13 protein-coding genes are annotated in these 14,314 nt (G+C 73.2%); 5 read left to right on the top strand and 8 right to left on the bottom strand.

Translation table 11 applies throughout. The annotated features are described in order from the left end of the window. Nucleotides 1–9 precede the first annotated feature (9 nt). The 4 genes from pepN (at nucleotide 10) to NITAL_RS18030 (ending at nucleotide 4,764) form a co-directional block, all read left to right on the top strand. Nucleotides 10–2,634 carry an aminopeptidase N gene (gene pepN / locus NITAL_RS18015; RefSeq protein WP_052667555.1) on the top strand — a complete coding sequence of 875 codons (2,625 nt, stop codon included), beginning with the start codon at nucleotides 10–12 and terminating at the stop codon, nucleotides 2,632–2,634. A 38-nt stretch (nucleotides 2,635–2,672) separates the two neighbouring features. Next, complete coding sequence (locus tag NITAL_RS18020) at nucleotides 2,673–3,200, top strand: carbonic anhydrase (RefSeq protein WP_052667556.1); 528 nt, start codon at nucleotides 2,673–2,675, stop codon at nucleotides 3,198–3,200. After that, a complete protein-coding gene (locus tag NITAL_RS18025) occupies nucleotides 3,197–4,015 on the top strand; it encodes a DUF3097 family protein (protein ID WP_052667557.1) in 819 nt (272 codons plus the stop codon). Before NITAL_RS18020 ends, NITAL_RS18025 begins: the two co-directional genes overlap by 4 nt. A 71-nt stretch (nucleotides 4,016–4,086) precedes the next feature. Further along, on the top strand, nucleotides 4,087–4,764 hold the full coding sequence (locus tag NITAL_RS18030) for a CPBP family intramembrane glutamic endopeptidase (RefSeq protein WP_083442231.1): 678 nt from the start codon (nucleotides 4,087–4,089) through the stop codon (nucleotides 4,762–4,764). A gap of 9 nt (nucleotides 4,765–4,773) precedes the next feature. Here NITAL_RS18030 and NITAL_RS18035 read toward each other — a convergent pair whose 3' ends face one another. The 3 genes from NITAL_RS18035 to NITAL_RS18040 form a co-directional block, all read right to left on the bottom strand. Beyond that, on the bottom strand, nucleotides 4,774–6,861 hold the full coding sequence (locus NITAL_RS18035; RefSeq protein WP_157041932.1) for an AAA family ATPase: 2,088 nt from the start codon (nucleotides 6,859–6,861) through the stop codon (nucleotides 4,774–4,776). A gap of 128 nt (nucleotides 6,862–6,989) precedes the next feature. Further along, nucleotides 6,990–7,109, bottom strand: a complete 120-nt coding sequence (locus NITAL_RS27465) for a MetS family NSS transporter small subunit (protein ID WP_157041933.1) — start codon at nucleotides 7,107–7,109, stop codon at nucleotides 6,990–6,992. Continuing rightward, nucleotides 7,106–8,647 (bottom strand): sodium-dependent transporter, encoded by a 1,542-nt coding sequence (locus tag NITAL_RS18040; RefSeq protein ID WP_211262495.1) that lies wholly within the window; start codon nucleotides 8,645–8,647, stop codon nucleotides 7,106–7,108. Before NITAL_RS18040 ends, NITAL_RS27465 begins: the two co-directional genes overlap by 4 nt. A 265-nt stretch (nucleotides 8,648–8,912) precedes the next feature. On the opposite strand from NITAL_RS18040, the gene NITAL_RS18045 reads away from it, so the two are divergent. Then, nucleotides 8,913–9,311 carry a DUF6069 family protein gene (locus NITAL_RS18045; RefSeq protein ID WP_052667559.1) on the top strand — a complete coding sequence of 133 codons (399 nt, stop codon included), beginning with the start codon at nucleotides 8,913–8,915 and terminating at the stop codon, nucleotides 9,309–9,311. 10 nt (nucleotides 9,312–9,321) lie between these two features. On the opposite strand, the gene yaaA is transcribed toward NITAL_RS18045, so the two are convergent. The 5 genes from yaaA to NITAL_RS18070 are packed head-to-tail and all read right to left on the bottom strand — an operon-like array spanning nucleotide 9,322 to nucleotide 14,224. Beyond that, nucleotides 9,322–10,086 (bottom strand): peroxide stress protein YaaA, encoded by a 765-nt coding sequence (gene yaaA / locus NITAL_RS18050; protein ID WP_052667560.1) that lies wholly within the window; start codon nucleotides 10,084–10,086, stop codon nucleotides 9,322–9,324. Between the two features lie 43 nt (nucleotides 10,087–10,129). Beyond that, a complete protein-coding gene (locus tag NITAL_RS18055) occupies nucleotides 10,130–12,172 on the bottom strand; it encodes a chloride channel protein (protein ID WP_052667561.1) in 2,043 nt (680 codons plus the stop codon). 26 nt (nucleotides 12,173–12,198) lie between these two features. Continuing rightward, entirely contained in the window at nucleotides 12,199–12,855 is a 657-nt protein-coding gene (gene pgmB / locus NITAL_RS18060) for a beta-phosphoglucomutase (protein WP_083441727.1), read from the bottom strand. Between the two features lie 30 nt (nucleotides 12,856–12,885). Next, entirely contained in the window at nucleotides 12,886–13,905 is a 1,020-nt protein-coding gene (locus NITAL_RS18065) for a heme-dependent oxidative N-demethylase subunit alpha family protein (protein ID WP_052667562.1), read from the bottom strand. Nucleotide 13,906: 1 nt separating this feature from the next. Next, nucleotides 13,907–14,224 carry a DUF3039 domain-containing protein gene (locus NITAL_RS18070; protein ID WP_083441728.1) on the bottom strand — a complete coding sequence of 106 codons (318 nt, stop codon included), beginning with the start codon at nucleotides 14,222–14,224 and terminating at the stop codon, nucleotides 13,907–13,909. Nucleotides 14,225–14,314: the final 90 nt, after the last annotated feature.

Here is a 14,314-nt window from a genome sequence, read left to right on the forward strand (position 1 = left end):
GGTGCACCGTTGGCCGCAGCCGAGAACCTGACCCGTGACGAGGCGGCAGCGCGCGCCGCGCTGCTCGAGGTCGACGGGTACGAGGTCCACCTCGACCTGACCGGTGGTCCGGAGGCGTTCACCAGTTCGAGCCGGGTGCGGTTCACCGCGCGGACGGAGGGCGACACCTTCCTGGACCTCACCGCGCTGCGCGTCCACCACCTCGAGCTCGACGGGGCACCGCTGCCGCTGGACCTGGTCGACGCCACCCGGGTGCGGCTGCCGGGGCTGCCGGCGGGCGAGCACGTCCTGCAGGTCGTCGCGGACCACGGCTACACCCACGAGGGCCGAGGGCTGCACCGCTTCGTCGACCCGGCCGACGACCGGATCTACCTCCACAGCCAGTTCGAGCCGTTCGACGCCCACCTCGTCTACGGTTGCTTCGACCAGCCGGACCTCAAGGCGACCTTCTCGCTCAGCGTGGACGCCCCCGAGGAGTGGGTGGTCGTCTCCAACGGCACGGTGACCGAGCGCCCCGCGGAGGGGACGGCGGGCACCTGGCGCTTCACCACGACCGAGCGCGTGAGCACCTACATCACGGCGGTCGTCGCGGGCTCCTACGCGAGCATCCACGACGTCCACGTCGGCCCCGGTGCCGGCGACCGCGAGCTGCCGCTCGGCGTCTACGTGCGACGTTCCCTCGCCGAGCACCTCGACACCGACGAGATCCTGACCGTCACCAAGCAGGGCCTCGACTGGTACGCCGAGGTGTTCCAGATGCCCTACCCGTTCGCCGGCTCCTACGACCAGCTGTTCGTCCCCGAGTTCTCCGCCGGTGCGATGGAGAACCCCGGCTGCGTCACCTTCTCGGAGACCTACGTCTTCCGCAGCAAGGTCACCGACGCCATCCGCGAGCGCCGCGCCGAGACCATCCTGCACGAGATGGCCCACATGTGGTTCGGCGACCTGGTCACCATGCGCTGGTGGGACGACCTCTGGCTCAACGAGTCCTTCGCCACGTTCATGTCGGTGCTGTGCCAGGTCGAGGCGACGCGGTGGACGGGGGCCTGGACCACCTTCCTCGACGCCGAGAAGGCCTGGGCCAAGCTGCAGGACCAGCTGCCGTCGACGCACCCGGTGGCCGACGAGATGCCCGACGTCGAGTCCGTGCACCAGAACTTCGACGGCATCACCTACGCCAAGGGCGCGTCGGTGCTCCGCCAGCTGGTGGCGTGGGTCGGCCAGGACGAGTTCCTCGCCGGCTGCCGCGACTACTTCGAACGCCACGCGTGGGGCAACACCACGCTGGCCGACTTCCTCGGGGCCCTCGAGCGCGCCTCCGGTCGCGACCTCGGTCCGTGGCGTGATCAGTGGCTGCTGACCACCGGCGTCAACCAGCTCGCCGCCGAGCTCGACGTCGCCGCGGACGGCACCTACCGCTCGGTGACCGTGCGACAGACCTCCCCGCGGCCGAACTGGTCCGGCGTCGCCGGGACCGCCGAGCACGTCGAGCGCCTGCGTCCGCACCGCGTCGCCATCGGGCTCTACCGCCGCACCGACGCCGGGCTCGTACGCGACGAGCGGGTCGAGCTGGACGTGGTCGGCAGCACGATCGAGGTCAAGGAGCTGACCGGCGCACCCGCTGCCGAGGTGGTGCTGGTCAACGACGACGACCTGACCTACGCCAAGGTCGCGATCGATGCGGCCTCGACCGAGGTCCTGACCCGCGAGCTGTCGTCGCTGGTCGATCCGCTCGCGCGCGCTCAGGTGTGGTCCGCGACGTGGGACATGGTCCGCGACGGCGAGCTCGCCGCGACGACCTTCGTCGAACTCGTCCGCGGCAACGTCGCCTCGGAGACCGAGATCGGGGTGCTCCAACGGCTGCTGCTGCGCGCCGTGGCAGCAGCCGAGCGTTACGCCGACCCCGGGTCACGTTCCACGCTGCTGGTCAGCCTCGCCCGCGCCGCCCGCGAGCGGGTGAAGGCCACGCCTCCCGGCAGCGACCACCAGCTGGCGTGGGTCCGTCACTGGGCGGCCACCGCCAAGGCGGTCGCCGGCGAGCTCGGCGACGTCCGACGCCTGTACGAGGGTGATCTGACCATCGACGGGCTGACGGTCGACACCGACCTGCGTTGGCACCTGCTGACGGCGCTGGCACAGGCGGGCGAGGCGACCGGCGCCGAGATCGACGCCGAGCTCGCGCGTGACTCGACCGACCTCGGGCAGCGGCAGGCCCTCACGGCCCACGCAGCCCGTCCCACGTCGGCCGCCAAGCGTGAGGCATGGGAGCGCCTCACCCAGGACACGTCGCTGTCGCACACCCGGTCCCGGCAGATCTGGTCCGGCTTCGTCCGGCTGGACCAGGAGGAGGTGCTGGCACCGTACGCCGACCGGTACCTCGAGGTGCTCGACACCGTGTGGGCCGAACGCTCGCTCGACTGGGCGATCGAGTTCTCCACGCACACCTTCCCGCACTACGCCGCGTCCGACGGGCTGCTCGCCCGGGTCGACGAGCAGCTCGCCGGCGATCTGCCCCGCCCCCTGCGTCGCGTCCTGCTCGAACAGCGCGACACCTTGGTACGCACCCTCGTGGCGCGGGAACGCGACCGCGCCAGCCGCCCCCGTGACGGTGGTGACGTGACGGCACGGAGGTAGGTTCCGCGGCTCCACCCCGACCGCGGAGGACCCACCCCGTGACCACGATCAGCGACGGTGCCGACACCGACCCCGTGGCAGGTCTGACGGACCTGCTCGAGGCGGCAGCCCCGGCCGGCGTCGCGGGCCGACCCGACTCCGCACGGCCGGCCCGCCGGCTGGCGGTCGTGACCTGCATGGACGCGCGCATCGACGCCCTCGGCGACCTCCGGCTCGACCACGGCGACGCGCACGTGATCCGGGTCGCCGGCGCCCGCATCGTCGAGGACGTCGTGCGCTCCCTCCACCTGTCGACGGCCATGCTGGGTGTGCGCGGGTGCCTGGTTCTCGGCCACACCAGCTGCGGGCTGCACGACGCCGACGGGACGCTGGCCGGTCGGCTCCGCGCCCTCGACCCGATGCGGCGCGACTGGGCCTCGTTCAGCGACCCGGCCGAGGCGGTGGCCGAGGACGTCGGACGGCTGCTCGCCTGGCCCCACCGCCCCGACCCCTGGGCCGTCGCCGGTGGGGTGATCGATGTCGCCGACGGCTCGGTGCAGGTCGTGGTGCCACCGACCTCGGCGTGAGCGACGGCTACGGACGCGACGTCCTGGCGGACCCCGGTCGCCACCGGCGGACCATCCCCGAGGTCACCGTCGCTCCCGGGATGCTCATCGAGGTCGCCGCCGACGGCTTCGTCGGTGCCGCCACCGCCTGCACGGCCGAGAGCGTGACCCTGCGCGATCGCCGGGGGCGCGAACGCCGCTTCGGGTTGCACCCGGGCGCGTTCCTGGTCGACGACCGGCCGGTCACGCTGGTCCCGCCGCGACGCGACACGGGTCCGGCTCCGCCGCCGGTGACGAACTCGGGGTCGATCGCCGTCCCGCGGACGCCGGCCCGGGTGGCACGGGCCAGCCGCATCCTGGTCGAGGGCGTGCACGACGCCGCCCTGATCGAGCAGGTCTGGGGTGCCGACCTCCGGATCGAAGGGGTCGTCGTCGAGGTCCTCCACGGGATCGACGATCTCACCGCTGTGGTCCGCGAGTTCGGCCCCGGACCCGAGCGACGTATCGGCATCCTCGTCGACCACCTCCTGCCCGGGACCAAGGAGGCCCGCGCCGCGGCTGCGGTCGAAGGTCCCGACGTGCTGGTCACCGGTCACCCGTTCGTCGACGTCTGGGCCGCGGTACGCCCCGAGGTCGTGGGTATCGACGCCTGGCCGGACGTCCCGATGGGTGAGGACTGGAAGACCGGGACGGCCCGACGGCTCGGCTACGGCGATCCCCGCGAGCTGTGGCGCCACATCGCGGCATCGGTGACCACCTGGCGGGACCTCGACCGCGAGCTGATCCGCGCGGTGGAGCGCCTCATCGACCACGTCACGAGCGCGCCGGAGGCGTGATGTCGGCCGCGGTCCGCACCCCCGGGCGGACGGCCACGCTGGCGACGAGACCGAGCTCCTACGTTCCCGGGATGCGCCTCGTGCTCGCACTGTCCGGTGGCCTGGTCGCCTGGAGCTTCCTGGCCAACTACGGCGCCGGGGACACCCTCTACGTCACCCGCAACCTGGTGGCCACCGCCGGCCTCGTGCTCCTCGCGCGCCGCGTCGGGCTCGACCGGGCGGCGCTCGGCCTGTCTCGACGTCACCTCGGTCGCGGGGCGCGGTGGGGCGGCAGCAGCGCCGCGGTCATCGCCGTGGCCGTCGCGAGCGGCATCGCGCTGGCCGACGTCCTCGACCCCGTCGGCCGCCTCCTGGCCGACGACCGGGCAGCGCTCGGCGCCGGGGGGTTGGCGTTCGCGCTGCTGGTGCGCATCCCGCTCGGGACCGCCGTGTGCGAGGAGGTCGCCTTCCGCGGGGTGCTCACCGCCGCGTGCCGGCGGGTCCTGCCCGGTCCGGTGGCGGTCGGCTGGTCGAGCCTGGTGTTCGGCCTGTGGCACATCGCGCCCACCGCCATCGCGCTGCGCATCAACGACGTCGACCCGACCTCCCCCGAGGGCGTGGCAACCGTCGCCGGGGCGGTGGCCGTCACGACCGTCGCAGGCGTCCTGTTCGACCTCCTGCGGTCGCGGTCCCGGAGCCTGCTGGCCCCGGTGCTCGCGCACTGGGCCGTCAACGCCTTCAGCCTCGCGGCGGCTGCCGCCACCCGGTGACCGTCGACATCAGGACGGGGGACCAGGACGGTCGGTCGCGCGACGACCTCCCTTACGCCGCTGCCCGTCACCTTGGACCTCGGCGCCGCCGTCGATGCCGGCCCACGGGGTCGTCGGGTCGCTCTCGGCGAGCCAGTCCCGCCGGCGTCGGTCCTCGCCACGCCGCTCGATGGCGAGCCCCTCGCGGACGGCCGGGCCAGCGGACTCGCAGACCGCGATGATCTCCTCGCCGATCAGCTCATCGCGGTCGAGCAGCGCGTCCCGGAGCGCCTCGAGGATGTGGGAGTTGGCCGCGATCATCGCGCGCGCCCGTGCCTTGCTGACCGCCAGGATCCGGTCGACCTCCGGGCGGGTGTGCGGGTCCCCGAGGGTGCGTCCGACCAGGTCACTGCCACCGAGCGGCCCTTGCTGGTAGGCCGCCAGCGAGACCAGCGACCCGCCGAGGCCGGCGGCCCCGACCAGCTGGCACGCCACCTGGGTCGCCGACATCAGGTCACCGGACGGTCCCGTCGACGACTCGCCGAAGTACTGCTCCTCGGCGACCATCCCGCCCATCGCGATGTCGATCAGGGCGTGCAGTTCGGAGCTCGACCGGGTGTAGACCTCCTCGAGGTCACCGTGGGCGAGCAACCCGAGCGACCCCGACCGCTTCACGATCGACAGCACCTCGAGGCGACGCCGCTGGGTCAGGAACGCCACCGTGGCGTGCCCGGCCTCGTGGGTCGCCACGACGCGGCGCTCGTCGGGCGTGTACTCGACCGGGTTCTTGAGCCCGACCTCCTCGGTGAGTCGCGCCGACTGCACGTCCCCGAAGCTCAGCGCGTCACGGCCGTCGCGGAGGGCGTGCAGCAGGGACTCGTCGAGCAGGTGCTCGATCATCACCGGGGTGTAGCCGAACGTCTGCCCCGCGATGACCTCGCGCTGCTCCTCCCGGTCGAGATCGGGATCGTGAGCCTTGCGCTCGAGCAGGTGGTCGATCAGCTCACGGCGTGCTGCCTTGGCAGGCACCTCGAAGGTGAGCTGGCGATCGAAGCGACCGGGGCGCAGCAGCGCCGGGTCGAGCCGGTCGGCGCGGTTGGTGGCCGCGATGAGCAGCAGGTTGTGGTACGCAGCCGGGGCGCGCTGCAACTGGCGCTCGGCCGGCAGGTAGCCGTTGAGCCAGTCCGTGACGGCGTTGCGCATCCGCTCACGCAGCGGCGGGGTGTCGAAGGACTGCATCTGGATCAGCAGCTCGTTGACGATGCCGCCGGTGCCCTCCGAGACCATCCCGTCCACGCGCATGCCGACGCCCACGGTCCCCTGCACCAGGTGCCGCTCGTGGCGGTGGGTGGGCACGGCGTTCCCGGCGACCATCCCACCGAGCTCGGGGTGGCACGGGCTGACCCCGACCGTCCCCGCGGGCGACATGCCGTCCATGCCGCCGCGCGCGAGGGCGATGGCGTCGATCTCCTCGATGAAACCGATGGCGCCGCCCTCCTTGCGGGCGGCCTTGCGCAGCGCCTTGAAGTAGGCCCGGATCTTGCGCGCCGTGGCGCCGTACCACATCGACTGGAAGCTGGTAGCCGACACGAACAGGAACGGCACGCCGGCCTCACGGGCCAGGGCCTTGGCGAGGTAGGTCTTGCCCGTCCCCGGCGGCCCCTCGAACAACAGGCCCCGGCGGGGCGTGCCGCCGAGCTGGTCCTTGAACCGGGCGTAGCCGAGGAAGGTGTTGAGGGTGCGGACCACCTCCTCGACGATGGGTTCGATGCCCTTGACGTCCGACAGCTTCACGTCGATCTGCTCGGGGCGGTACAGCACGTGGGGCGATCGACCTGCGACGAACGGGATCGCGGCCATCGAACCGATGGCGAGCACCAGCACGAGCGGCACGAGGTACAGGATCGGGTCGTCCGGCATGCCGGGGAGGGCGAAGACGTTGAAGGGCCGCCCGTCGAGCATGCGGTACCACAGGAAGCCGAACGGGATCAGCAGCGTGATCGCGAGGGAGCGGACTCGACGCAGACGCGCGCGTTCGCGGGCCTGCCCGACGTCCGCGCCGCCCGCCCCGATGAGCGCGCCCCCGAGCGATGCTGCGACCGACTGCTGCTGTTCCACGTGGCTTCCCGACCCTCGACCGATCCCGGCACGACCAACGAGCGGGCCGCGTGACCGGGACGCACAGTGTGCACTCTCAGCGGTCTATCGACCACGGAGCGTTCGACCATGAGGACGTTCGTCCAGGGTCAGGGCGACCCGCGTCGGTCGCGACGGGTCGCCCTGATGGCGATGGCGATGCTGGTCGCCAGCCCGCCGAACAGCACGAGCGTGGCGAGGAACAGGACGACGATCGCGGAGGTGCTCACGTCAGCGTCTCCTCGGTGCGACGGGGAGGCGCGAGCAGGTCGACACCTGGTCGCCGCCACGCAGGCAGGGTCAGCGCGAGCCCGATGGCGAGGGCGAGGGCGGCCGCGCCCCACCCGAGGCCGATCACGAACCCCACGGGGTAGGTCCCGTCGGCCGTCGAGTAGGGCGCCGAGAGCTCGGCCCGCAGGTTGTCCAAGGTGACCAGGCCGAGCAGCAGCGGGGTCACCACCGTGAGCGCCAGCACCCACCAGCGCCGGAGCGGCACCTCGGACAGGCCATCGGCGTGGCGCCGGAGCGGCTCCACCTGGCGCAGCAGCCACACCACCACCACGACCTCCACCAGCCCCACGACCGCCACGCCGAAGAGGTTGACGAAGTTGTCGACGACGTCGAGGAGGTTGACCCCACCGGCCGTGGCGTACAGCAACGAGACGAGGGCCGTCCCACCGCCGACCAGCGCGACCGTGCGCCGCCGGCCGAGGGCGAACTTGTCGACGACGGCCGACACGCTCGCCTCGATGATGGAGATCAGCGAGGACAGGCCCGCGACGACCAGGGACCCGAAGAACAGGACCCCGAAGAACCCGTTGAACCCCGGCATCTGGCTGATGACCGCTGGGAAGACCACGAAGGCGAGCCCCACGCCCTCGGTGGCGACCTCGTCCACGGCCGTCCCAGCTGCCGTGGCCAGGAACCCGAGGGCTGCGAACACGCCGATGCCGGCGAGCAGCTCGAACGACGAGTTCGCGAACCCGGCGATGAAGGCGTTCCCGGTCAGGTCGGCGTCGCGAGGCAGGTAGCTCGCGAACGTGATCATGATCGCGAAGCCCACCGACAACGAGAAGAAGATCTGACCGAAGGCGGCCACCCACACGCTGCTGTCGAGCATCGCGCCCCAGTCGGGGGTGAACAGCGCGTCCAGGCCGAGGGTCGCTCCCTCCAGCGTCACCGCCCGCACCACCAGGGCTCCGAAGGAGAGCACCAGGACGGGGATCATCACCCGGTTGGCCCGCTCGATGCCCCGCTTGACGCCACCGACCAGCACCCCGAGCGCCACCGCCCACACCAGCACCAGCGGGAGCAGCACCGGCCAGCGCAGCCCGCCGAGGGTCCCCGCCTCCGCCACCGCGAGGAAGTCGCCGGTGAAGAACGCGTCCGGGTCGTCCCCCCAGGCGCCGTCGACCGCGTACACGGTGTAGGCACCGGCCCAGGCGACCACCACCGCGTAGTAGGAGGCGATCAGCAGGCACACGCCGACCTGCCACCAGCCGAGGAACTCGGCCCGGCGGTGCAGACGCCGGAAGGTCAGCGGCGCCGACCCGCGGTAACGGTGGCCGAGCGCGTACTCCAGGATCAGCAGCGGGATACCCGCCGTCAGCAGCGCGATCAGGTACGGCAGGAGGAACGCGCCCCCGCCGTTGTCGTAGGCGACGTAGGGGAAGCGCCAGATGTTGCCCAGGCCGATGGCCGACCCGATGGCGGCGAGGAGGAACCCGGACCGGGTCCCCCACTGTTCCCGGGGTGCAGCTTCGCTCACGGTTCGCTCCTCCGGCCGGGGCATCGAGGCTCCCGGCACACGTCCGGGCGGGCGTGCACGTCAGCGGTCCTGGCCCTCGGACGCGCGACCTGGCACCGTCCGTCCTCCCGGGGCCGTCCGCGTCCCGTCCGTCCTCCCGGGGCCAACCACGTCCCGTCCGTCCTCCCGGGGCCAACCACGTCCCGTCCATCCTCCCGGGGCCAACCACGTCCCGTCCATCCTCCCGGGGCCAACCACGTCCCGGCACGTGACGAGGGAGCGCCGAGTGGACCTTGCGAGCGGACGCTACCCCGCCGTGCGCTGGCTCACCGCGGTGCTCGTGACCACCGCCCTCGTGGTGGCGATCCGCTTCGGGGCCGCGCTCGCCGACGTCGAGGTCGTGGTCCCCGACCGTGCCGCCGGCCCGCCGGAGCCGCTCGGCCTCGGTCCCCTCGTCGTGGTCACGCTCGGTGCGTTCGTGGTGGCCATCGTCGCCGTCGTGGCCCTCGACCGGCTCCTGCCGGGTCGTGGGCGCCGCGTCGTGCGGCTCGTGGGGCTCCTGCTGCTCGCGGCCTCTTTCATCCCGGTCCTCGGCAGCGACCAGCCGGGCGAGTCCCGCCTGGTGCTGTCGGTGCTCCACCTCGTGGTCGGCATCGCCGTCCTGCGCACGGTCGTCCGCGAGTGATCCGCCGCGCTCAACCGTGGTAGGTCGCCGTGACCACGCTGCCGGTCGCTGAGACCTGCCACCCCTCCCCCAGGTCCACGCCTCGGGCGACGGTGCGCGGCTGGAGGGCGGGGCGGGAGATCACGGCGGCGGCGAACCGTCCCTTGGCCACCTTGGTGCGGGCCGCGTTGGCGGGCCGTCCGTCGGGCCGCACGAAGGCGACCTCCACCACGTCGAGCGCGGCACGGACGCCCCGATCCCAGACACGGCGGTGCTCGGCCGGCAACAGGTCCCACACGCGCCGCCCCTCGCCGAGGTGGGCGAGGTGTCCGGCGAGCCGGGCCCGCCACAGCGGCCCGATCCCACCGATGCTCGGCAGGGTCGCACCGAACTCCACCCGGTAGTCCGGCACCGGCTCGTCGAGGGCGACGAGCCCGAGGAACGCGGAGACGATGCGCACGTCGACCTCGAGGGTCGTCGGGTCCAGCTCGGCCAGCCCTGCGTTGCCGTGGACGATCCCGGTGTAGCGGCGGTGGGCCGGGAGCGTCCGGGCACGCGGCAGCTCCGCCAGCAGCGAACGTGCGTCCGCGGCCTTGGCCACGCCGACCCCGGCCAGCCGAGCCACCGCCACGTCGTCCAGGCCCGACAGGTCACCGGTCACCGCGTCGAGGACCTCGCGACGCGCATCACCGAGCACGTGCTCCCGTGCCACGACATCGGCGTACACGGGCCCATCACCGCCCGCGGCCTTGCCCTTGGACGGTGGGAGGAGCAGCAACGGGCGCGCGTCGGTCACGGTGTCCCCTCGGAACGCAGCGGGTACGGATCGATCGGGATGGTCAGCGGTCCGCCGGAGCCCCGGCGATGAGGTCCCGGACCGCGTCGGGGTCCGCGGCGAGGACGACCAGCACGTCCCCGGACGCCAGGACGGTCTCTCCGGTCGGCACCACCACGCCCTGATCGCGACGGACGCTGGTCAGCACGGTCCGTTCGGGCCAGGCGACGTCGCGGACGGCCGCACCCACGACCGGGGAGCGATCGTCGACCGCGAGCTCGACGAAGCGCACACCGGTCAGGTCGCGCAGCTGCGAGGCCGCCTCGCGCTGCTGGGTCGCGGCGCCTCGCGTCAGGCCGAGCTGGTAGGCCCGCACGATGTCCTCGCGCCGCAGCATCCCCACCATCCGCCGGGTGCTCTGGTCGAGGACGGGGACGCGACCGACGTCGAGGGAGGCCATCCGCCGTACCGCGACGAAGACCGGATCGTCGGTGACCACGGTCAGGGCGCGACGGGTGCACAGGTCCGCGGCGGTGCGACCGTCACGGGTCGCGAGGTCCCCACGGGTCAGGATGCCGACGAGCTGGCCACGCGGATCGACCACCGCGTAGCCACGGCCGCCGCCGCGGGCGAAGTGCGCCTCCACCGCGGCGCGGTCGGCGTCCGCGGGGATGGTCGGATGGTCGCGGGTCATCACCTCGGCGACCGTGACCCGCTGGAGGACGTCCACGTCGTCGGGCCGGCCGAGGACGACGCCACGCCGGCGCAGGTGCGCGGCGTAGATGCCCTCCGGGCGGACACGGTCGTGGAGGAAGACGGCCAGCCCGACGGCGAGCATGAGCGGGAGGACGAGCTCGTAGTCCCCGACGAGCTCGAAGACGATGATGATGGCCGTCAGCGGAGCGCGAGCGGTCGCCCCGAAGACCGCTGCCATGCCGACGGTGGCGACGGCCCCGGGATCGAGCGCGGGCAGGATCGGGAGGGCGGCGGTGCCGACCACCCCGCCGAGGGCCGCGCCGGTCAGCAGCATCGGGGCGAAGGAGCCGACCGCCGAACCGGCACCGACGGTGACGCTCGTGGCCACGAGCTTGGCCACCAGCAGGACGAGCAGGAGCGCCGCGGCCGTCCACGTCGTCCCGTACTCGACGTCGAGGATGGCTTGGATCGGTTCGCGGACGCCGACGATCGGCGGGACCGACTCCCCGTCACCGAGCACCTCGGGGACCACGAGGGCGATGAGGCCGACGACCAACCCGGCCGCGCCGAGGGTGGCGACGCGGCCGATCCGGCGACGCGACCACGCCGCAGCCCGCTGAGCGAGCTGCTCACCCCGGTGGAAGCCGAGCGCGACCACGACCGCCAGCAGGCCGAGCAGGGCGTACACCACGAGCTCGATCGGGTCGCCGAGACCGAACTCGCGGGTCGGCTGGAAGATCAGGTCTTCACCGACCAGCTGGCGCGCGACCACCGAACCGACCACCGAACCGACGACCACGACCTGCAGGCCGGCGCCCCGGACGCCGAGCTGGAGGACCTCGATCGCGAACAGCATCCCTCCGATGGGTGCGTTGAAGGATGCACCGATGCCGGCAGCCGCCCCGGCGGCCACCAGTGACCGCATGCGAGCCTCCCCGATCGGTAGCAGCCGACCGACGACCGAACCGACCGACCCTCCGATCAGCACGATCGGGCCCTCGCGACCACCCGAGGCACCGGAGCCGAGCGCCACGGAGGTCGCGCCGAGCGCGCCGAGCGGCACCCGCCTGCGGAAGCGACCGCCGTGCAGGGCGAGCGTCTCCATCGTGGACACGATCCCCCCACCGGCCACCTCGGGGACCACACGGGTGACGAGCAGGCCGACGAGCAGCCCGCCGACGGCAGGCACCAGGACCAGCTGCCAGGCCGGTGCCGGGTCGGTCCACACCACGTGCTGGAGCACCTCGACGATCGAGATCAGCAGCCACGCCAGGACGCCGGTCAGCAGACCGGTCGTGGCACCGAGCCCGAGCATGACCCCGTCGACGGTGCCCTCCGCCTGGGCCCGGCGCCGGACGGCCCCGAGGGCCCGACGCACGAGCGCCCAGGCCCGTCGTGCCGACTGGGGCACGCGGCGCGTCGGCGGCGGTGGACCCGTCACGCCCCGCGGGCGAGGATGGTCTCGAGGTCGACATCGGCGGTGGACGGGTACCGCAGGTGGGCGTGGCCGACGCGCTCCGCGGGCCCGATGCCGACGGCGAGCATGCCGGCCGCCAGGGCCGCGTCCACGCCGGCCTCGGCGTCCTCGACGACCGCACACGTGGCTGGCTCGACATCGAGGGAACGTGCGGCGGCCAGGAACAGGTCGGGCGCGGGCTTGGCCACCTCGACCGTCGACCCGTCGGCGATGGCGTCGAACCGATCGGTGATCTCGAGCGCGTCGAGGACCATCGGCGCGTTCTTCGACGACGAGCCGATCGCGAGCTTCAGTCCACGGTCCCGGCACGCTTCGACGAGCTCGAGCGCACCGGGCAGCAGATCGTCGGGTGACATGTCGGCCAGCAACTCGACGTAGCGTTCGTTCTTCTCGGCCATCATCCGCGCGAAGGTGGCCTCGTCCACCTCGCGGCCAGCGAGCACGAGGCGCAGCGAATCAGCGCGCGACACCCCCCGGAGCGCCTCGTTCGCCTGTCGGTCGAACGGCAGCCCCTCGGCATCGGCGAGCTCCTGCCACGCGCGGTAGTGGAACTCGGCGGTGTCGGTCAGGACGCCGTCGAGGTCGAAGATCACGGCACGGATCGGCACGTCGGGCACGGCGGTCTCCTCGGGTGGCCGGCCCGCACGCTACCGGCGTGGCTCGGCGGGAGCGGTGAGCCAGTCGAGGAGCTCGTCGCGGCGGTCCGCGACCCCCTTGTAGCGCGCGAGCTCGGGCGGCATGACCTCGATCGCCTCGGCCAGGCGCGCGCGCCGCGACACCGACGAGGCGACCTCGCCGAGGGGCGCCCGCAGCACCCGGATCAGGAACACCCCGAGCCCGAGGTCGGGCAGCGCCAGGGTGGTCTGCCGCTCGGCCCGGAACGTGAGCTCGGCGATCGGACCACGCGCGGTCGCCGGTGGGCCGCGGAACCGCGGGTGGTGTGCGGCCGCCGGATCGTCGGTCAGCCCCCAGACCCAGCGCACGTGCGGTCCCGACGTCACGATGGCGCGGGTCAGGGCGTCGCTCGCAGCTCGAAGGCGATCCGCCGCGGGCACCGGGCCGTGCAGCTCGCTCAGGTGGCGGCCAGCAGCGGCGCCCGGGTCCCACCCCGACGGCGTGCACACGTGGAGCCAGACGGCCCGACCCGACGCGTCCACGAGCACGACGTCCTCCGCCACGGCCAGCGCCACCGCCTCGAGGAGCCGGTGCTCGGGCGGCACCGCAGCGAGGCGGTCGGCCACCTGCCGCGACGCGACGCGGTCCTCGCCTCCCGACGTGACCGGCTGCCGATCGATCCTGCCACCGGACGTCACGCCGACCCCGGCGGCGGACACGGTGAGGCTGTCGCCCGCGGCCATGAGCAGCTCGGGAACGTCACGGCTCACGGCACGACCGAGGGCCAGGCCGGCAGTGAGCGCGTCGCCCGGGGCGAGATCCGGGGTGTGCGAGGTCCAGGGTGCCGGGTCCGTGGCGACCCGCTGCCGCGCTGCAGCCACGAGCCTCGGCACCTCCGCGTCGATCCGCACCAGGGTCCGAGGACCGTCGTCCTCGACGTGGGGCGGGACGGGCCGGGTGAGCGGCCAGAGGTCCGGTCGCACGTGCGGCATCGCCCGGACCGCGAACGGGACGACCACCGGCGGCAGCGGTGCCGCCGGGCTGCCGGTCACGTCAGCTGCCCGAACCGCCGAGGCCGCGCGTGAGCAGCTCAGCAGCGAGCTCGGCGCAGGTCGGGCACATCGGGTATCGCGACGGGTCACCGTCCGGCTTCCAGCGTTTGCCGCACAACGCGGTGACGGCGGTCCCCTTGCGCTTCGCCCGTTCCAGCTGTCGCTTGGCGACGTAGTGGGTGAAGCGGTCGTGGTCCCCGTCACCGGCCGAGGGGTCCGGACGGGTCTGTGGATCGATCACCGGGGTCGCCGGTGCCGTCCGGGGGGTCACCTGGGTGTCCGCGGCACGTGCCGGAGCGTGAGTGGTCGAGGCGTCCATCGGGCCAAGGTAGCGCCCGCTCGGCCGCGACGAGGTGGGAGCGGCCCCCGCCGCAGCGACGCAGGGTCCCCGGCCACGGCCTTCGGTCCT

Origin of the sequence: Nitriliruptor alkaliphilus DSM 45188, assembly GCF_000969705.1 — a bacterium.
Taxonomy (GTDB): domain Bacteria; phylum Actinomycetota; class Nitriliruptoria; order Nitriliruptorales; family Nitriliruptoraceae; genus Nitriliruptor; species Nitriliruptor alkaliphilus.

Coding starts and splice junctions, on each gene's coding strand:
- NITAL_RS18030 (WP_083442231.1), top strand. CDS start 4,087: ATGCGCCTCGTGCTCGCACTGTCCGGTGGCCTGGTCGCCTGGAGCTTC.
- NITAL_RS18070 (WP_083441728.1), bottom strand. CDS start 14,224: ATGGACGCCTCGACCACTCACGCTCCGGCACGTGCCGCGGACACCCAG.